General features: G+C 33.6%; 14 protein-coding genes. All 14 read left to right on the top strand.

Going from position 1 to position 20,476, the window contains the following annotated elements; genetic code table 11:
• The first annotated feature begins 105 nt into the window (after positions 1 to 105).
• The 14 genes from ASC72_RS06010 (at position 106) to ASC72_RS05945 (ending at position 20,327) form a co-directional block, all read left to right on the top strand.
• Positions 106 to 942 (top strand): alpha/beta fold hydrolase, encoded by an 837-nt coding sequence (locus ASC72_RS06010; protein ID WP_056188373.1) that lies wholly within the window; start codon positions 106 to 108, stop codon positions 940 to 942.
• Position 943: 1 nt separating this feature from the next.
• The gene (locus ASC72_RS06005; RefSeq protein ID WP_056188330.1) at positions 944 to 1,438 is read left to right on the top strand and encodes an RNA polymerase sigma factor; all 495 of its coding nucleotides are present in this window, start codon (positions 944 to 946) and stop codon (positions 1,436 to 1,438) included.
• Positions 1,425 to 1,994: a hypothetical protein gene (locus ASC72_RS06000; protein WP_056188328.1), complete on the top strand. Its 570-nt coding sequence runs from the start codon at positions 1,425 to 1,427 to the stop codon at positions 1,992 to 1,994. The genes ASC72_RS06005 and ASC72_RS06000 overlap by 14 nt, the downstream gene beginning before the upstream one ends.
• Positions 1,995 to 2,191: 197 nt before the next feature.
• Complete coding sequence (ruvB, locus tag ASC72_RS05995; RefSeq protein ID WP_056188325.1) at positions 2,192 to 3,214, top strand: Holliday junction branch migration DNA helicase RuvB; 1,023 nt, start codon at positions 2,192 to 2,194, stop codon at positions 3,212 to 3,214.
• A 10-nt stretch (positions 3,215 to 3,224) separates the two neighbouring features.
• Entirely contained in the window at positions 3,225 to 4,571 is a 1,347-nt protein-coding gene (locus ASC72_RS05990) for a cytochrome P450 (RefSeq protein WP_056188323.1), read from the top strand.
• The gene (queG, locus tag ASC72_RS05985; RefSeq protein ID WP_056188318.1) at positions 4,568 to 5,494 is read left to right on the top strand and encodes a tRNA epoxyqueuosine(34) reductase QueG; all 927 of its coding nucleotides are present in this window, start codon (positions 4,568 to 4,570) and stop codon (positions 5,492 to 5,494) included. The genes ASC72_RS05990 and queG overlap by 4 nt, the downstream gene beginning before the upstream one ends.
• 236 nt (positions 5,495 to 5,730) lie before the next feature.
• Positions 5,731 to 6,156 carry a CBS domain-containing protein gene (locus tag ASC72_RS05980; protein ID WP_056188315.1) on the top strand — a complete coding sequence of 142 codons (426 nt, stop codon included), beginning with the start codon at positions 5,731 to 5,733 and terminating at the stop codon, positions 6,154 to 6,156.
• 158 nt (positions 6,157 to 6,314) lie between these two features.
• Complete coding sequence (locus ASC72_RS05975; protein WP_056188312.1) at positions 6,315 to 8,606, top strand: NADP-dependent malic enzyme; 2,292 nt, start codon at positions 6,315 to 6,317, stop codon at positions 8,604 to 8,606.
• A gap of 65 nt (positions 8,607 to 8,671) precedes the next feature.
• Positions 8,672 to 9,253 (top strand): Holliday junction branch migration protein RuvA, encoded by a 582-nt coding sequence (ruvA, locus tag ASC72_RS05970; RefSeq protein WP_026985519.1) that lies wholly within the window; start codon positions 8,672 to 8,674, stop codon positions 9,251 to 9,253.
• A 24-nt stretch (positions 9,254 to 9,277) separates the two neighbouring features.
• Positions 9,278 to 16,480 carry a cell surface protein SprA gene (sprA, locus tag ASC72_RS05965; RefSeq protein WP_056188309.1) on the top strand — a complete coding sequence of 2,401 codons (7,203 nt, stop codon included), beginning with the start codon at positions 9,278 to 9,280 and terminating at the stop codon, positions 16,478 to 16,480.
• An 86-nt stretch (positions 16,481 to 16,566) separates the two neighbouring features.
• Positions 16,567 to 16,947 (top strand): glycine cleavage system protein GcvH, encoded by a 381-nt coding sequence (gcvH, locus tag ASC72_RS05960; RefSeq protein ID WP_056188370.1) that lies wholly within the window; start codon positions 16,567 to 16,569, stop codon positions 16,945 to 16,947.
• Positions 16,940 to 17,332 carry a VanZ family protein gene (locus ASC72_RS05955; protein WP_056188306.1) on the top strand — a complete coding sequence of 131 codons (393 nt, stop codon included), beginning with the start codon at positions 16,940 to 16,942 and terminating at the stop codon, positions 17,330 to 17,332. The genes gcvH and ASC72_RS05955 overlap by 8 nt, the downstream gene beginning before the upstream one ends.
• 109 nt (positions 17,333 to 17,441) lie before the next feature.
• A complete protein-coding gene (gene deoC / locus ASC72_RS05950; RefSeq protein WP_056188303.1) occupies positions 17,442 to 18,185 on the top strand; it encodes a deoxyribose-phosphate aldolase in 744 nt (247 codons plus the stop codon).
• Positions 18,186 to 20,327, top strand: coding sequence for an energy transducer TonB (locus ASC72_RS05945; protein WP_056188298.1), 2,142 nt, complete (start codon positions 18,186 to 18,188; stop codon positions 20,325 to 20,327).
• Positions 20,328 to 20,476 lie beyond the last annotated feature (149 nt).

Here is a 20,476-nt window from a genome sequence, read left to right as displayed (position 1 = left end):
TTGTGTTTTCAGGAGATTAAAAAATATTTTAAAAAAAAGCGTTTTTCTGAGGTAACAAATAGTGTAGTGCTGTATCAAAAGATAAACTTTAATCATGTAAACATTATGAAAACTAAATCAATTCTAATTATCGCATTCATGCTTCTTATTTCAAAATCTGTTTTTTCTCAAACTGCATTTAAGGTAAATGTTAAAGGAAAAGGGGATCCGGTTTTATTGTTCCCGGGTTTTGGTTGTACAGGTGAATTATGGAATGAAACTGTAGCTGAACTTTCTAAAAATTATGAATGCCACATTTTTACTTTCGCGGGATTTGGCAACGTTCCGCCAATTGAAAATCCCTGGCTTTCTACAATTAAAAACGAAGTTGTCTCTTATGTTAAAACGAATAAAATAAAAAATGCAACATTAATTGGTCATAGTTTAGGAGGAACTTTAAGTTTGTGGCTGGCTTCAACAGAAACGGACCTATTCAAAAAAGTAATTGTAGTTGATGCATTGCCTGCGACCGCGGCTCTGATGATCCCAAATTACAAAGGAGATGTAATTCCTTATGATAATCCACAAAGTAAAATGATGCTAGCCATGAATCAAAATGCATTTGATGCAATGAATTCCCAGTCTATCTCTTACATATGTTTAAACAAAGAAAAGCAAAAGACAATTAGTGAATGGATGAAAAATGCTGATAGGAAGACCTATGTTTATGGTTATATTGATATGCTAAATTTAGATTTGCGTAAAGAAATTGCCAAAATTAAAATTCCGGTCGTAATTTTAGCAGCAACAAATCCGGATCTTAATACTGTGCAAAAAACATATAAAACTCAATATGAAAATCTGCCGTCTGTTAAAATTTATTATGCAGCAAACTCAGCTCATTTTGTAATGTACGATCAACCGGATTGGTTCATGGAAAAAGTAAAATCAGAAATGCAATAAAGTGATCAAAAAAGAACAATTTAACAATATATACGACAAACATTACAACAAGATGTTTCGTTTATGCAAAGGTTACTTTTGTGGAGATATAGCATTAGCTTCTGATGCGACTCAGGAAATTTTTATTAAAGTATGGGAGAATTTAGATACATTCCGAAACGAATCGAGTATTAGTACATGGATTTATAGAATAGCGGTAAACACTTGTCTTCTTTATTTGCGAAAATCGTCTTCCAAAAAAGAAATTAGAACGGATATTCTGCCTCAACTTATTTCAGAAACTTATTCAGTAGAAAAAGAAGAGCAACTTCAGCAGATGTACAAATGCATACAAAAACTTGAAGAAACAAACAAAATGATCATTCTGATGACTTTAGATGGTATAGAATATCCGGAAATAGCTGAAGTAATCGGGTTAACCGAAGAAACACTTCGTGTCAGAATACATCGAATTAAAAAAAGTTTAACTCAATGCGTACAAAATGAAAACATTTGAAGAATTACAAAATATCTGGGATCAGCAAACAGAATCTAATACAAAACCAGCTGCTGTAGATATTATAAAAAAAGCTGAGGCGTATACCAGAAAAATTAAGTGCAACCATTTGTGGACCGGGACAATTTTAGGTCTGACCTCAATAATACTAATCTCTTATTATATCTGGGTAGGAGCTTATAGACAAACACTGTTTAGTTTAGGTTTAAGTATTATGATTGCAATGCTGTTATTCCGTGTGGTTTTGGAATGGTTTAGTATGAAAAGATTTAAGGAGTTAAGAACAGATATTTCATTAATGGAATATAGTAAACTGACACATCAATTTTACCAGTGGAGAAAAAAAATACACTATAGCATTACACCTGTAGTTTACCTGGCCTATATTGTCGGTTTTGTAATTCTTTTACCCGTTTTTAAGGAAAGCTTCTCTAAAGGTTTTTTCCTTTACATAGTATTTAGTGGATTTGGCTTTTTACTGTTTTTCGGATTATTGATGATCAGAATAATTAAAAGAGAAATCCAGCTTTTAGATTTCTTAAAAAACATTTCTTAGGGAAATTACCTCACTTTACTTTTTGTTTTACAAATATATTTTTCTAAACAAACTTAAAAACTCCAAAACCAATCTTTAAGGATCGATGAAGTAAGCGAATCCAAATTCCAATAAGATGATGATTATTGTTGGGATTTGGATTTTTTATTTGAAATTTTACTGTTTTACAAACTGATTTCTTTGTCTATCTTTGTAAAATGAATGAAAACTTAGATCCCACCACAAAAGGATACAATCCGGAAGAACTTGATCTTGAAAAAAGATTACGTCCGCTGTCATTTGATGATTTTGCCGGGCAAGATCAGGTTTTAGAAAACTTAAAGGTTTTTGTTGCCGCCGCTAATCAACGTGGTGAGGCGCTAGATCATACTCTTTTTCATGGACCTCCGGGATTAGGAAAAACTACTTTGGCAAATATTCTGGCCAATGAGCTGGAGGTGGGAATTAAAATCACATCGGGGCCAGTATTGGATAAACCGGGTGATTTGGCAGGTTTACTTACTAATCTTGACGAAAGAGACGTTCTGTTTATTGATGAGATTCATCGTTTGAGTCCTATTGTTGAAGAATATTTGTATTCGGCGATGGAAGATTTTAAAATAGATATTATGATTGAATCGGGGCCAAATGCCAGAACGGTGCAAATCAATCTGAATCCTTTTACTCTTATAGGTGCTACAACGCGTTCGGGATTGTTAACCGCTCCAATGCGGGCCCGTTTCGGAATTTCATCACGTTTACAATATTATACTACTGAACTTTTGACCACTATTGTCGAAAGAAGTTCTTCAATTTTGAAAATGCCAATTTCATTAGATGCCGCTATCGAAATAGCCGGCAGAAGCCGTGGTACACCTCGTATTGCGAATGCATTGCTGCGCAGAGTGCGTGATTTTGCACAAATAAAAGGAAATGGAACCATTGACCTTGAAATTGCACGTTATGCCTTAAAAGCACTAAATGTCGATGCACACGGATTGGATGAAATGGATAATAAAATTCTGTTGACAATCATTAATAAATTCAAAGGAGGACCGGTAGGACTCTCTACTTTGGCAACCGCTGTTTCTGAAAGCAGTGAGACAATCGAAGAAGTTTACGAGCCCTTTTTAATTCAGGAAGGATTTATTATGCGAACTCCGAGAGGAAGAGAAGTTACAGATAAAGCTTATAAACATTTAGGAAAAATAAACACCAATATTCAGGGCGGCTTATTTTAATATTTTTTCAATGTCTGAAAATAAAAAATATAGTTACCCAAACAAGCTTCCAATTTTTAGATTTTTTTTGGATGCTGAAGGAGTGCGCAGAAATCCTATTCCGTTTCATAAAAAGTACTTTGATAAATTTGGAGATTCTTTTTCTCTTAAAATTGGGATGTCAAAGCATTTAATTTTGTCAAGAGATAATGAAATTGCACAATATATTTTACAAAAAAATCAGAAGAACTATTATAAATCAAAGTTTCAGTCGGTTTATCTTTCTAAATATTTAGGAAAAGGACTTTTGACTCTTGACGGTGATTTATGGCTAAAGCAAAGAAGACTTATTCAACCTGCTTTTCATAAACAAAAGATGAATCAGCTGGTTGAAAACATGAATAAGACTATTATTTCAGAATTAGATCTTTTAGTCGAAGACAAATCAATTGATCTTTTTCCTGTAATGAGCCAATTGGCATTTAATGTTGTGGCTAAATCTTTATTTGAGCTTTCAATCTCGGAAGAAAAATTAAATCGTATAAAAGTTATTATAGAAGAAGTTCAGAATTTCTTAATCAAAGAAATAAGACTTCCTCATAAAGCATGGTGGTTTTCTGCAACTGGCCAGGTTCAAAAACATCTTAAATTGGCAGAAGAAAATAATGGCATTATTAGAGAAATTATTGAGGAGAGAATTTCTTCAAAGAAAGAAACTAACGATTTACTCAATATGCTTTTAGAAACCCGTTATGAAGATACAGGTGAAGGAATGTCTGTAAAGCAATTAATAGATGAAATTAAAGTACTTTTTATTGCCGGACATGAGACAACTGCAAATGCATTAACTTTCACACTTCATCTCTTGGGAAGAAACCCTGAAATACAAGAGAAGGTTTTTAATGAAATTATTGAAATTGAATCAACAACTGAAAATGTAGCTGAACAACTTCAAAAAATGACTTATACAAATGCGGTTTTAAATGAAACTATGCGCTTGTATCCTCCAGCATGGATTACAGACAGACAAAATGTTGAAGATGATTGCATAGGAACATATTATTTGAAAAAAGGTACTTTAATTGGAGTTTCTTTTTATGAATTGCATAGAAATCCTAAATATTGGGAAAATCCAAATGAATTTATACCTGAAAGATTTTTGGGAGAACAAAAGAAACGTTCAATGGAGTATTTTTACCCTTTTGGTGCCGGACCAAGAATGTGTATTGGTGCTGGATTTGCTATTTATGAGATGTGTCTGACCATTTCTCATATTGTGAAAAAATATTCAATTAAATCTGTTAATTTGGATATTAAGCTCAATCCATTAATTACATTGAAACCTGTTGGAGTTGAAGTAATATTCTCTAAAAGATGACAATTAATTCAAAAGAAACATATTCGAAATTTATAAAATCTGAAGCAAAACGACTTGGGTTTCTTTCATGTGGGATTTCTAAAGCCGGATTTCTTGAGCAAGAAGCGCCGCGACTTGAAAAATGGCTACATAATAATCAAAATGGCCAAATGGCTTATATGGAAAACCATTTTGATAAGCGATTAGATCCGACTATATTAGTTGATGATGCTAAAAGCGTAGTTTCACTTTTATTAAATTATTTTCCTACGGAAGTACAAAATAAGGAAAGTTTCAAGATTTCTAAATATGCTTACGGTCAGGATTATCATTTTGTAATCAAAGAAAAATTAAAGGAATTTCTTCATTCTATTCAAGAGAACATCGGCGAAGTTTCGGGCCGGGCTTTTGTTGACTCTGCACCCGTGTTAGATAAAGCGTGGGCTGCTAAAAGTGGTTTAGGATGGATTGGTAAAAACAGCAATCTGCTAACTCAAAAAGTAGGTTCTTTTTATTTTATCGCAGAACTTATTCTTGATTTAGATTTAGAATATGATCACGCTACCACAGATCATTGTGGTTCCTGTACTGCTTGTATTGATGCTTGTCCTACACAGGCAATTGTTGCTCCATATGTTGTTGATGGAAGTAAATGTATTTCCTATTACACCATTGAGTTAAAGGAGAATATTCCTTATGAAATGAAAGGGAAGTTCGATGAATGGATGTTTGGTTGTGATACTTGTCAGGATGTATGTCCTTGGAATCGTTTCTCAAAACCACATTCAGAACCCTTATTTAATCCGAATCCTGAATTGCTTGCTTTTTCAAAAAAAGATTGGATTGAAATAACAGAAGAAACTTTTAAAATCGTGTTTAAGAATTCTCCACTTAAACGAACCAAGTTTGAAGGCTTAAAGAGAAATATAACTTTTTTAGATTAGATACTTAGTTATGCTAATAAAAAGTTTTTTCAATTATCATAAGATGTTGAAAACCAAAAGTATTGTGTTTTTTGTAAAAAAAGTTTAGAATTTGTATCTTTCTTTGTAGGAAAGTTTTGAAAAAGTTAAATTTGATGTATTATATTTAAAATGAATAGGTTAAGTCTTAAAAAATGGGATTGGCTGTTATTTATGTGCATTTTTTTTTAACTTTATAGTCCTAAAATTTTTCAGATATGACTGTAAATCAAATACTAAACGCAAAAGGGAGAAATGTTTATTCCATACGTTCAACAACAACCGTGTATGAAGCATTGAAAGTAATGGGAGAAAAAAACATAGGGGCTATTCTTGTAATTGATGGAACCGACTTAAAAGGAATATTGTCTGAGAGAGATTATGCCCGAAAAATTGTTTTAAAAGATAAATCTTCAAAAGAGACTTATGTTCATGAAATCATGGAAAGCAACGTTTTTTCGGTAGACCTTTCAAATAATATTGAAGATTGTATGGAACTGATGAGTACAAAAAGAATCAGGCATTTACCAGTTTTAGAAGATGGAATTGTTGTGGGGATTATCTCAATTAGCGATGTTGTAAAAGCAATTATAGAAATTCAGAAAGACACAATTAATCATTTAAACTCTTATATTTCACAGTAATTAAACTTCAAAAATAAAATTTATTAAATAGTCCAAATTGCATTGGACTATTTTTTTTGACCTTTGAAAAATGTTATTTTAAGAAAAGAAAGCTATAAAAAGACGCCATTTTAAAACAAGACTTATATCTTTGTAAGCTAGAATAAAAGCTAAAAATAATGAACAAAGAGAGTAAAAGAAGAGAAGCGTTACTGTACCATTCAGAGCCAACTCCAGGAAAAATTCAGGTAGTTCCAACAAAAAAATATGCAACCCAAAGAGATCTTTCTTTGGCCTATTCACCAGGTGTTGCAGAGCCATGTTTAGAAATTGCAGCAAACGTTGAAGACGTTTATAAATATACAGCAAAAGGAAATTTAGTTGCCGTTATCTCAAACGGTACAGCTGTTTTAGGACTTGGGGACATTGGTCCTGAGGCTTCTAAGCCAGTAATGGAAGGAAAAGGTTTATTGTTCAAAATATTCTCTGATATTGATGTTTTTGATATTGAAATCGGGACAAAAGACATAGAAGAATTTATCCAGACCGTAAAAAATATTGCACCAACTTTTGGAGGTATTAATCTGGAAGATATTAAAGCACCGGAATCTTTTGAAATCGAAAGAAGACTGGTTGAAGAATTGGATATTCCGGTAATGCATGATGATCAGCACGGAACAGCAATTATTTCTTCGGCAGCATTAATTAATGCACTTGAATTGGCTGGAAAAAAAGCTGAAGATGTAAAAATGGTAGTTTCAGGAGCAGGTTCGGCTGCAATCGCTTGTACTGATTTATATGTTCTATTAGGCGTAAAAGTCGAAAATATACAAATGTTTAACAGTAAAGGACTTTTAACAAAAGATAATCCTGCACTATCAGAATTACAACTGAAGTATGCTGTTGACGGAGCTAAAATTGAGCTGGCAGAAGCTGTAAAAGGGGCTGATGTTTTCATAGGATTGTCTTCAGGAGGTATTTTGTCGGGTGAAATGTTATTAACAATGAAGGATAATCCGATTGTTTTTGCAATGGCAAATCCAAATCCGGAAATCGATTATAATTTAGCTGTAGAAACACGAAAAGATGTTATTATGGCTACAGGCCGTTCAGATTTTCCTAATCAGGTAAATAACGTTTTAGGTTTTCCATATATTTTTAGAGGAGCACTAGATGTCAGAGCTACAAAAATTAATGAAGCGATGAAAATGGCTGCTGTAAAAGCATTGGCAATTTTGGCCAAAGAACCAGTTCCGGAGCAGGTTAATGTGGCGTATGGTGCGACAAAATTAGGTTTTGGACAGGATTATATTATTCCAAAACCATTTGATCCAAGATTAATTACAATCGTAGCTCCAGCTGTCGCAAAAGCAGCAATGGAATCCGGAGTTGCAAAAAATCCTATTACGGATTGGGCAGCATATGAAGATGTGCTTCGCGAACGAATGGGGAATGATAATAAAATGGTTCGTTTAATGACAAACCGTGCTAAAATGGATCCAAAACGAATTGTTTTTGCAGAAGCAGATCAATTAAATGTTTTAAAAGCGGCACAAATTGTTCACGAAGATGGAATTGGTTTCCCTATTTTATTAGGAAATAAAGAAGTTATCTTAGAACTTAAAGCAGAGTTAGGTTTTGATGCTGAACTTGAAATCATAGATCCTAAAACTAACGATGAAGAAGCAAGAAGAAATAGGTTTGCAAAATCATATTGGGAGACAAGAGAACGAAGAGGTGTTTCTTTATTAGATTCGCAAAAATTCATGCGTGAGAGAAATTATTTCGCTGCCATGATGGTTAATGAAGGGGAGGCAGATGCATTGGTAACAGGTCATACAAGAAGTTATCCAAGTGTTGTAAAACCAATGTTACAATTAATTGAAAAAGCACATGGAGCTTCATTAGTTGCAACCGCAAATATGATGTTGACTTCTCGTGGACCAATGTTCCTGTCAGATACCGCAATTAATATAAATCCATCTTCTGAAGATTTAGTTAATATTGCTATTATGACTGCGAAAACTGCAAAAATGTTTGGAGTTGAGCCAGTTATAGCAATGGTTTCTTATTCTAATTTTGGATCTTCAACGAGTCAAAGTGCTTCAAAAGTTAGAGAAGCGGTGGCTTATCTGCATAAAAATCATCCGGACTTAATTGTTGATGGAGAAATACAGGCAGATTTTGCTTTGAATCAGGAAATGCTTGCAGAAAAATTTCCATTTTCTAAATTAGCTGGTAAAAAGGTAAATACTTTAATTTTCCCTAACTTAGAGTCGGCTAATATTACTTATAAATTATTGAAAGAATTATATAAAGTAAACTCAATTGGTCCAATTATGATGGGAATGGGTAAACCGGTTCACATTTTCCAATTAGGAGCAAGTGTTGAAGAAATGGTTAATATGGCTGCAATTGCAGTTATTGACGCTCAGGAAAAAGAGAATAAAAAAAATAAATTAGCTAAATAGTCCATATAATAAAGATCAAACAATATTGTCTTATTTTTATTATATTTGGTACTATAAATTATATTATGATAGCACATTTGCAGGGGAAGTTAGTCGAGAAAAATCCCACAGAGGTTGTAATTGATTGTGGAGGAGTGGGATATCATGTAAATATTTCTTTACACACTTTCTCGTTAATTCCGAATGCTGATTTTATAAAATTGTATACGCATCTTCAAATCAAAGAAGATGCGCATACATTATTTGGTTTTGTTGAAAAATCAGAACGTGAAATATTTAGAATGCTATTGTCTGTTTCTGGTATTGGAGCTAATATTGCGAGAACAATGTTGTCTTCGATTGAGCCCAGACAAATAATAAATGCAATTGCTTCCGGAGATGTTGGTCTTATTCAGTCAATTAAAGGGATTGGGAATAAAACTGCTCAGCGGGTTATACTCGATTTAAAAGAAAAAGTGTTAAAGTTGTACGATTTAGATGAAGTTTCAGTAGTTCAAAACAATACAAATCGAGATGAAGCGTTATCTGCTTTGGAAGTTTTAGGGTTTATTCGAAAAACTTCAGAAAAGGTTGTCGAAAAGATCGTAAAAGAAGATCCTGAAGCAACGGTTGAAACCATCATCAAAAAAGCCTTGAAAAGTCTATAAATCCAATTAAGACCAACTAATTATATGCGTAAAATTTGTATTTTAGTACTGTTTTTATTTTGCGGTAACTTTTTGGGTGCGCAGGTAAATCAGTCAGTTCAGGATACAACTAAAACGCAGTTTTCTGTAGGTAAAGTAGAATTACAAAATCCTCCAAGTATTTTATCTGCGTATAAGTACGACCCAGTTACAGATCGTTATATTTATACCAATTCTGTCGATGGTTTTTCGATTGATTATCCCATTATTTTAACACCAAAAGAATACGAAGATTTAGTTTTGAAAGAATCCAGAAGAGATTATTTCAGAAAAAAAATGGACGCTATCGATGGTAAAAAAACAGGAAGCGAAGCGGCTAAAAAAGACCTGTTACCTCGTTATTATATCAATTCTAGTCTTTTTGAAAGCATTTTTGGTAGTAACACCATTGACGTAAAACCTACGGGTTCTGTCGAAATGGACTTGGGAATCCGTTATACCAAACAAGACAATCCTTCATTTTCACCAAGAAACAGATCAAGCCTTACATTCGACTTTGATCAGCGAATTAGTATGAGTTTGATGGGGAAGGTGGGAACTCGTCTTGAAGTAAATGCTAACTATGATACTCAGTCAACATTTGCTTTTCAAAACCTATTTAAACTAGCCTACACTCCTTCAGAAGATGATATTATTCAAAAAGTAGAAGTCGGAAATGTTAGCATGCCACTGAATAGTACTTTAATTCGTGGCGCACAAAGTTTGTTTGGAGTTAAGACACAATTGCAATTTGGAAAAACTACAGTTACCGGTGTTTTCTCCGAACAAAAATCGCAAACAAAGAGTATTGTAGCCGAAGGAGGTGGTACCGTTCAAAACTTTGATTTATATGCTTTGGATTATGATAATGACAGACACTTTTTCTTATCTCAATATTTTAGAAACAAATATGATGCTTCTTTAAAAGGATATCCGTTTATTGATAGTCGTGTGCAGGTCACCAGAATAGAAGTTTGGGTTACCAATAAACAAAATCGTGTAAGTACAACCAGTAATAATTTAAGAAACATTATTGCACTTCAGGATTTAGGTGAAGGACAAATTACCGGAATTCCTGATAATGAAGTTGTAGTTATTAGTTCGTCAGCAGGATTTTTTAATAATCAAATTGATTCTCCAACTGATAACAATAATAATAAATATGATCCGGAGACTATTGGCCAGGCTGGATCTTATTTAAATTCTAATATTAGAGAAATTGTAACAGCAAAATCGGGATTCAATAATACCAATGTTAGCGAGGGAACTGATTATTCTATATTAGAAAATGCCAGAAAGTTAACTGCGAATGAATTTACTTTTAATCCACAATTAGGATATATTTCTTTGCAACAACGTTTGGCAAATGATGAAATTTTAGCAGTTGCTTTTGAATATACCGTTGGTGGTAAAATTTATCAGGTAGGAGAATTTGGTAGTGACGGTGTTGATGCAACCGTTGTTACAGGAAATAACAATTCGAATCAGGCTATTATTTCGCAAAGTTTAGTTTTAAAAATGCTGAAAAGTAATTTGACCAACGTTCAAAATCCGGTTTGGAATTTGATGATGAAAAACGTGTATCAAATTCCACAAGCGTATCAAATAAAACAAGATGATTTCAGATTAAATATTCTTTATACGGATCCTTCCCCAATAAATTATATTACTCCTGTTCCGGGATCAAGTTTTCCGGCAAATCCAACTCCAGAGAATAAGGTAGATCAAACGCCATTGTTAAATGTGTTTAATCTGGATCGATTAAATTACAATAATGATCCGCAAACAGGTGGAGACGGTTTCTTTGATTATCTTCCGGGTATAACGGTTGATGTTCAAAATGGCCGAATTATCTTTACTACAAAAGAACCTTTTGGGGAATTGTTATTCCAAAAATTACAAAATTCAGGATCTGGAGAAAACTATAATGATCCAAATACATATAATGCGAATCAGCAAAAATATGTATTTAGAAATATGTATCGCAACACACAATCAGGGGCTTTACAGGACAGTGACAAAAATAAATTCTTATTAAGAGGAAAGTATAAATCATCCGGAAGCAATGGTATACCGATTGGAGCATTTAATGTGCCGCAAGGCTCTGTTGTGGTTATGGCAGCCGGAAGAAGACTGGTAGAAGGAATCGATTATAGTGTCGATTATCAGTTAGGCAGAGTTCAGATTCTTGATCCTTCTCTTCAGGCATCAAATACACCAATCGAGGTTTCACTAGAAAATAATTCGATTTTCGGACAACAGACCCGACGATTTATGGGATTCAATGTTGAGCATAAGATTTCAGATAACTTTGTTGTTGGAGGAACTTATCTTAAAATGACGGAACGACCTTTTACACAAAAATCAAGTTATGGTCAGGAATCTGTAAACAATACAATTTTTGGTTTTAACGGAAATTATGCTACGGAAGTTCCCTTCTTTACCAGATTAGTTAATAAACTGCCCAATATAGATACAGATGTCCCTTCGAATCTTTCCATTAGAGGTGAAGTTGCTTTCTTAAAACCTGATGCTCCAAAAGCAAGTGATTTTGAGGGAGAAGCGACTATTTATGTAGATGATTTTGAAGGTTCGCAATCGACAATTGATATGCGATCAGCATATGCCTGGAGTTTGGCATCAACACCTTATTTGAATTCTATAAACGATAATACTTTTAATGCCAATTCGAATACATTAGAATATGGATATAAACGTTCAAAATTAGCATGGTATACTATTGATCCTATTTTTTATTCGTCAAAACCATCCGGGATTTCAAATGACGATTTGTCTTTAAATACCACAAGAAGAATCTACAGTAGAGAGTTATATCCAAATACAGATATTGCTCAGGGACAAATACAGGTTATTAACACATTAGATTTAACTTATTTTCCTTCTGAGCGAGGGCCTTATAACAATAATCCAGGTTTTTCGGCTCAGCCAGCAACGTCTAATTTTGGAGGTATTATGCGTTCTTTGAACTCGACCAATTTTGAGCAGGGAAATGTGGAGTACATTCAGTTTTGGGTACTTGACCCTTATGTTGGAAATGGAGAAGCACAACCGAATAACACAGGGAAAATTTATTTCAATTTAGGTGAAATATCTGAAGATGTCTTAAAAGACGGAAGAAAACAATATGAAAACGGATTGGGACCAGATCAGGTAGTGGTAAATCCGCAGCCAATTTGGGGAGATGTACCTGCATCTCAATCGTTAATTTATGCATTTGATACCAACGCAAATAATCGTCAGAATCAGGACGTAGGTTTAGATGGTCTTCCAAATTCAAAAGAAGCAAGTGTTTATACTAATTATGCTGGAGAAGAAGATCCTGCAGCGGATAACTATACCTATTATCTAAATACTGATGGAGACGTTTTAGATCGCTACAAAAAATATAATGGAGTAGAAGGAAATTCAGCTGTAAGTATTGATGACCCTAATCGCGGAGCAACAACATTACCTGATGTGGAGGATATCAATCGTGACAATACAATGAGCACGATTAATGCTTATTATGAATATAGCATTGATGTAAGGCCAGGAATGCAGGTAGGGCAAAACTACATTACAGATATTCGTGAGGTGACGAATGTTGAATTACCAAATGGAGGAACAACGAATGCAAGATGGATTCAGTTTAAAATTCCGGTTTCTCAGCCTCAGAATACAATTGGGAATATTACCGATTTTAGATCTATTCGTTTCATGCGTATGTTTATGACTGGTTTTAATAACCAGATGACCGTTCGTTTTGGCGCATTAGATTTAGTAAGGGGAGAGTGGAGAAGATATACAGGAACACTTGATGCGAACGATACAAATCCTGATGATGACGGTACTGAATTTGATGTAGCGGCGGTTAATATTCAGGAAAACAGTACAAAATGTCCTGTGAATTATGTTATTCCTCCAGGAGTTCAGAGAGAACAATTATATAACAACAATACAATTATCAATCAAAATGAGCAATCATTGGCATTGAGAATTGGAGGTACAGGTTTGCAATACCAGGATTCAAGAGCCGTATTTAAAAATGTTAGTGTTGATATGCGTCAATACAAAAAACTTAAAATGTTTTTGCATGCTGAACAATTGCCAAACGGAAACACGTTGCTAGATGATGAAATGGTTGGATTCATTCGTTTTGGAAATGATTTTACGCAGAACTATTATCAGGTCGAAATTCCTTTAAAAGTTACCAGAACAGGAGGTTCTTGTTCAATAAGTCCAGACCAGGTGTGGCTTGAAGATAATGATATTGATTTGGCAATGGATCTATTGACTAAAATGAAAATTCAGGCCATGAGTATTGATATTAATTCTACAAAAAGAGATATAAATGGGGTCTATTATCCAGATGACGATTTGAGTTTAAACGGAGGTGATGGCGATGGCCGATTAAAACTAGGAATCAAGGGAAATCCTAATTTTGGTTTGGTAAGGAATTTAATGGTTGGTGTAAGAAGTAGGGCAGATCATAAGGATATCACAGGGGAAGTTTGGTTTAATGAACTTCGTATGTCAGATTTGGATAACAAGGGTGGTATGGCTGCAATATTAAATGTTGATACCAATATGGCTGACTTTGCAACAGTTTCTGCTGTCGGAAGAAAAAGCACCATTGGTTTTGGATCTTTGGAACAAGGCGCCAACGAAAGAGATCGTGAAGATATTCAGCAGTATAATATCGTAACAAATTTGAATTTAGGAAAATTATTGCCTCAACGATGGGGAATTAATTTGCCTTTTAATTACGCGATTGGAGAAGAAGTAATTACGCCGGAGTACGATCCTTTTAATCAGGATATAAAACTAGACCAATTGCTAAAAGAAACAACTGATCCCGATGAAAAAGACAATATCAGAACTCGTGCTGTTGACTATACAAAGAGAAAAAGTATCAATTTTATTGGAGTAAGAAAAGATCGCGCACCAGAACAGAAACCACATGTTTACGATGTAGAAAATCTGACATTCTCCCAATCTTATAATCAGGTAGAACGTCATGATTACGAAGTCGAAGATTATGAAGATGAACAGTCCAATACGGCGGTGAATTATGCATACACTTTTCAGCCAAAGGAAGTAGTTCCTTTCAAACAAACGAAGTTCATGAAGAAAAGTGATTACTGGAAGATGTTAAGTGATTTCAATTTTAATTATTTACCATCAAATATTACTTTTAATACCAATGTTTTAAGACAAAGTAATCGCCAGCAATATAGAGATGTTGAGACACAGGGAATTGGTCTTGATCCGCTTTACAGACGAAACTTTGCTTTTAATTATCAATATGGATTTGGTTATAACCTGACAAAATCATTAAAAATAAATTATAACGCCGCTTCAAATAATATTGTGAAAAATTATTTGAATGAAGATAATACGCCTAAAGAAGATTTTAATATCTGGGATAGCTATTGGGATGTAGGAACTCCAAATCAACACTTACAACAATTTGTATTGAATTACGATATTCCGATTAATAAAATTCCACTATTAAGTTTTGTGAAAGCGAGTTATTCATACACGGCTGATTATAGCTGGCAACGATCTTCAACTGCATTGTCTCAATATGTTGACCCGGATGGGAATATGTTTGATTTAGGAAATACGATCCAAAATGCGAATTCAAATACATTGACAACTACCCTTAATATGAATCTGTTGTATAAGTATTTAGGTTTGACTCCGGGTGCAAAATCCGCTGCAAAGCCTAAACCAACAGCTCCGCCAAAACCGGGAGAGAAAATTGTTAATACGGCTAAACCAGTAACTAAGAGTAGTCCGTTTTATGACGGTATGATTGGAGTTCTAACGAGTGTGAAAAATATCCAGTTTAACTATACTAAGAATAGCGGAACTGTGTTGCCGGGTTATACGCCTGGAGTTGGTTTCTTTGGAACGGCAAAACCGTCATTAGGATTTGTTTTTGGAAGTCAGGATGATGTACGTTTTGAAGCAGCGAAAAATGGCTGGTTAACCAATTACGATAATTTCAATCAAAACTTTACACAAGTTACAAACAAGCTTTTAAAAATAACAGCCAATATTGATTTGTTCCCTGATTTAAAGATTGATTTAGCGATGGATCGTGCTTATTCTGAAAATTCATCAGAACAATACAGTGTTGTAAACGGAGAATATACACCTTTATCGCCTTATACTTATGGAATGTTTTCTATTTCGACCGTATTGATAAAAACATCTTTTTCGACTAGTAATGAAATTGAGTCTGCTGCATTTGATGAATTTAGAAGTAACCGTTTGGTTATTGCAAATCGTCTTGCCGAAGAACATTATGGCGCAGGAACTGCAATCCCGAGATATGGAGATTCAAATAATCCAATTCCGGCAGAAACAGATCCGAAGTATGCAATTTATGTGGCTAACCAAGGATACCCAATAGGTTTTACAAAAAGTAATCAGGCTGTTTTATTGCCTTCCTTTTTAGCGGCCTATTCCGGAGGAAATGCTTCGAGTACTTCAACAGATATCTTTAGAAGTTTTCCAATTCCAAACTGGAGTATAAAGTACAACGGCTTAATGCGATATAAATTTTTCAAAGATAAATTTAGACGTTTTTCATTACAACATAATTACAGGGCATCATATACTATAAATCAGTTTAGATCTAATTTTGATTATAATGAAAAACCGGGAGGACAGGATGTAAATACCAATTTCTATAACCAAACCATTATGTCTAATGTCAATTTGGTAGAGCAATTTAGTCCGCTTATCCGTATGGATTTTGAATTGAAAAGCTCTTTAAGAGTATTGACTGAAATTAAAAAGGACAGAGCATTGTCAATGAGTTTTGATAATAATTTATTAACAGAAGTTAAAGGTTTGGAATATGTTGTAGGTTTAGGATATCGTTTTAAAGATGTTATTTTCTCTTCAAGACTGGCAGATAACCCAACGGGAATTATAAAAAGTGATATCAATATAAAAGCCGATTTCTCTTATAGGAATAATGAAACTCTGGTTCGTTATTTAGATTATGACAACAACCAATTGGCAGCCGGGCAAAATATCTGGTCACTAAAACTTACGGCTGATTATGCATTTAGTAAAAACCTGACTGCAATATTTTATTACGATCACTCGTTCTCAAAAGCTGTAATATCAACGTCATTTCCGCTAACTAACATTCGATCAGGTTTTACACTTCGATATAATTTCGGAAATTAATTTTTTCGTTTTCTAAACGGGATTTAATTAGAAGATTGTTACATTTGTGGCTTCAAAATTCAATTATCAATTTCAAAAATAGTATTATGAGCATACCAGCAAATTTAAAGTACACAAAAGATCACGAATGGGTTAGCATCGAAGGAGATGTTGCAACTGTAGGAATTACTCATTTTGCTCAAAAAGAGTTAGGAGATATCGTATATGTTGAAGTAGAAACTTTAGATCAAACACTTGATAAAGATGAAGTTTTTGGTACGGTAGAAGCTGTAAAAACAGTTTCTGATTTGTTTTTACCTTTAACAGGAGAAATTATTGCTTTTAATGATAGTTTAGAAAGTGCACCGGAAACAGTAAATTCTGACCCTTACGGAGCTGGATGGATGATTAAAATTAAAATTGCTGACGCATCAGAAATAGATTCTTTATTATCTGATGAAGCTTATAAACAACTTATCGGTGCCTAAACAACTTCTTTTAATTTGGGCGATTATTTGTTCAGGTATCATTACTTATTTTTGTTTGACAAATTCAAGTAATATTCCGGCGATAAATTTTCCAAGTATTGATAAAATCGTTCATTTTTGTTTTCATTTTGGATTTACAGTTTCCTGGATTTTGTTTTTCAAAAAAGAACTGAAAGGAAAAGAGGCTAACGATTATAAAGCTTATCTTATTTCGTTTATATTTTCAGTTTTTTTTGGAATTACAATCGAAATTTTGCAAGGTGTATTAACAACAACAAGAATGCCGGATGTAACAGATGTTTTATCAAATACAATTGGTGCAACCACCGCTGTTTTTTCTGCTATAGCTTTTAGGAAACAAATAGATAAAATAATAGGAATATAATTACCCACTTCGGTGGGTTTTTTGTTGTCAAAAAATCAAGCTTACTAAGTAATGTTTTTTTACGAATTTTAAATGTATTTTTGTCGAAATTCGATGTAACATCAAGATCATGAATATTAAACAATATTTAGATTCAACCTATTTGAAAACTGCTTCTCAGGCCGGACTTTCGGAGGAGCAAAATATCGACGTTATTAAAAAGGCGATTAATGAAGCAATTGCTGAAGGTTTTAAACTAATTATGATAAGGCCTAAGCATGTTGTTTTAGCTAAAGAAATGATTTTAAAAGCCAATTCAAATTTACTTGTTGGTACCGTTATAGATTTTCCTGAAGGTAAATCGTCAATTGAAGATAAAATTAAAGAAGCAAATCAGGCAATAGAAGATGGTGTAGATGATTTAGATTTTGTATGTAATTATGAAGCTTTTAAAAATGGTGAAATTCCTTTAGTAAAAGAAGAAATTGTAATAGGTACACAAATTGGATTGGCCCACAATAAAACAGTAAAATGGATAATTGAAGTTGCTGCTTTAAGCGATAAAGAAATTATCCAACTCTCTGCGTTGATAAAAAATGTTGTTATATCAAATTTTAAAGAAGACGATTATGCTTCTGTTTTTGTGAAATCATCAACAGGATTTTATAAAACTGAAAATGATTTGCCAAACGGAGCGACAATTCCTTCGATTATAATGATGCTGGAAAATGCATCACCTTTGCCGGTAAAAGCTGCTGGTGGAGTGCGATCTTATGAAGATGCAATTGAAATGATTCGTTTAGGTGTTAAACGAATTGGAACTTCGGCAGCAAAAGAAATTGCAAACGGTGACAATTCCCCAAATGAATATTAAATGAAAACCAAAATTTACGTGAATAAGATTTTTTTATCCCTTACTTTTACATTAATTACATTATTTGTTTTTTCGCAAGAAACTAATAATTCTTCTGTAAAACCTGGTTTTACCACAGAACAGTTTCCTGTTTTTCCAAATTGTGAAAATTTAGAATCTAAAAAACTGGAAAATTGTTTTTATAAAGAAGTCCAGGATTTCGTCTTTCAAAATTTTCAGGTTCCTGAAAATTTAAAACAAACCAATTATCAAGGAGAAGTAAAAGTCCTTTTTGAAGTTGATGCAACTGGTGTGTTTAAAGTGATTTATGTAAATGCTGCCAATGATGCACTGTCTGAAGAAGCAAAGAGGGTTTTTGGTCAATTTCCTCAAATCAAACCGTCAACTTATAATGGAAGGCCAACGTATTCAAAGTATACAATTTCAATTGGAATTCCCTTAAAAAGTACGGAGCAGATTGCGTCTGAAGCGCTGGCTGCTGCGGAGATTTTAAAGCCGGTTGAAAAACCAATGACAGAGCTTGATAGCATAGTTTATAAAAAATACAATAACCCTGAGTTCGAAAGTCATTTAAATATTCCGTTTTCTCATAGTTATTACGCACAATTTGATGGAGCAATGAATCAGGTTGGAAGTAATAATCATACCGCTTCAAAACCATATACTTATGCTGAGGTTTCGAAATATTATAATTTGAAAGCCGTTAACGAGTCACTTAAAAAGAATGTTTCAACCTGGCTGGGAAGGAAATGGTGGAATGAAAATTTGGTTCAGATTCAAGGTGAAGATTATTGGTTAACGTTAAATCCTGTAGTCGATTTGCAAATGGGTAAAGCATCAGATCTTGACGCATCCTATACCTATGTGAATACACGAGCTTTAAATTTTAGAGGTGGTTTAGGAAAACAGATTAATTTTACAACCACGGTTTTTGAAAGTCAGGGAAGGTTTGCAGGTTATTTTAATGATTATGCAGAAACATTAAAACCTTCAGGAGGAAATCCGGCAATTATTCCGGGAGTTGGTATTGCAAAAAGATTTAAAACAGATGCATACGATTTTCCTTTAGCGGAAGCTAATATTACCTATGTACCAAGCAAATTCTTTGATTTACAATTAGGTTATGGGAGGAATTTTATCGGAGATGGTTATCGTTCATTGTTAGAGAGTGATGGAGCCAGTCCATATCCGTATTTTAAAATCAACACGACTTTTTGGAAAATAAAATATACGAACACCTATATGTGGTTAAAAGATGTTCGTCCTGATGTTACGGTTGAGAAAACATACGCATCAAAATTCATGGCAAATCATTATTTAAGCTGGAATGTTTCAAACAAATTAAATTTAGGTTTTTTTGAATCTGTAGTTTGGACTGATAGTAATAATAGAGGTTTTGATGTCAATTTTATAAATCCAATTATCTTTTACCGTACTGTTGAATTTGCATCGTCTTCTAAAAGTGGTAATGCGCTTTTAGGATTTACTGCTAAATATAAATGGAATAATAATGTTAATTTATATGGTCAGTTTTTGCTGGATGAATTTTCGGTTGGAGATATGGCGGCCGGAGAGCAAAGTTGGAAAAATAAATTTGGCTACCAATTAGGAGCAAAGTATTTCAACGCTTTTAAAGTGAAAGATTTACTAGTTCAATTAGAATACAATCATGTACGCCCTTATGTGTATTCACATAGTGCTGTTATAACAAATTATGGTCATAATAACCAAAGTATTGGCCATCAATGGGGAGGAAATTTTAATGAGCTTTTAGTAATTGGCCGATATCATAAAGGGCGTTATTTCGGTGACGCTAAATTTACAATTGGAACCAGAGGTCTTGATTTTGATACCGCTCAGAATAGTTTTAATTATGGAAGTAATATCTATAAGAGCTACGATGAAAAACGACCTTACGATAAGGGAGTTGAAGTAGGGCAGGGGAATAAAACAAGTATTTTTATTGCCGATATTCAGGGGGGATATTTGATAAATCCAATGACAAACCTGAAGTTATTTGGAAGTTTTATCTATAGAAATTTTGATCCGACACAAGAAACAGCTACAACATTCAAACAGAGCACAACCTGGTTTACAATCGGATTGCGTACTGATGTCTTTAATTGGTATTTTGACTACTAGTATTTAATAAGATTTTTCGAAATAATTGTGTTAAAGATTTGCAAGTCCTTATTTTATATAGGTTTTATTGAAAAAAATCTAATTTTATAGTCAGGAATTGTACAATCTAATTTGTACATTTGCACCACTCAAAAAAAACATACAAACAA

Source organism: Flavobacterium sp. Root420, assembly GCF_001427905.1.
Taxonomy (GTDB): domain Bacteria; phylum Bacteroidota; class Bacteroidia; order Flavobacteriales; family Flavobacteriaceae; genus Flavobacterium.
Note: the sequence above shows the minus strand (reverse complement) of the source record. Positions and strands in the feature narration are given on the sequence as shown.

What these genes read in the sequence shown, in the direction of transcription:
- gcvH (WP_056188370.1), top strand. Translation starts at nt 16,567, where the DNA reads ATGAGCATACCAGCAAATTTAAAGTACACAAAAGATCACGAATGGGTT.
- queG (WP_056188318.1), top strand. Translation starts at nt 4,568, where the DNA reads ATGACAATTAATTCAAAAGAAACATATTCGAAATTTATAAAATCTGAA.
- sprA (WP_056188309.1), top strand. Translation starts at nt 9,278, where the DNA reads ATGCGTAAAATTTGTATTTTAGTACTGTTTTTATTTTGCGGTAACTTT.
- ASC72_RS05945 (WP_056188298.1), top strand. Translation starts at nt 18,186, where the DNA reads ATGAAAACCAAAATTTACGTGAATAAGATTTTTTTATCCCTTACTTTT.
- ASC72_RS06010 (WP_056188373.1), top strand. Translation starts at nt 106, where the DNA reads ATGAAAACTAAATCAATTCTAATTATCGCATTCATGCTTCTTATTTCA.
- ruvB (WP_056188325.1), top strand. Translation starts at nt 2,192, where the DNA reads ATGAATGAAAACTTAGATCCCACCACAAAAGGATACAATCCGGAAGAA.
- deoC (WP_056188303.1), top strand. Translation starts at nt 17,442, where the DNA reads ATGAATATTAAACAATATTTAGATTCAACCTATTTGAAAACTGCTTCT.
- ASC72_RS05990 (WP_056188323.1), top strand. Translation starts at nt 3,225, where the DNA reads ATGTCTGAAAATAAAAAATATAGTTACCCAAACAAGCTTCCAATTTTT.
- ruvA (WP_026985519.1), top strand. Translation starts at nt 8,672, where the DNA reads ATGATAGCACATTTGCAGGGGAAGTTAGTCGAGAAAAATCCCACAGAG.
- ASC72_RS05975 (WP_056188312.1), top strand. Translation starts at nt 6,315, where the DNA reads ATGAACAAAGAGAGTAAAAGAAGAGAAGCGTTACTGTACCATTCAGAG.
- ASC72_RS05980 (WP_056188315.1), top strand. Translation starts at nt 5,731, where the DNA reads ATGACTGTAAATCAAATACTAAACGCAAAAGGGAGAAATGTTTATTCC.
- ASC72_RS06000 (WP_056188328.1), top strand. Translation starts at nt 1,425, where the DNA reads ATGAAAACATTTGAAGAATTACAAAATATCTGGGATCAGCAAACAGAA.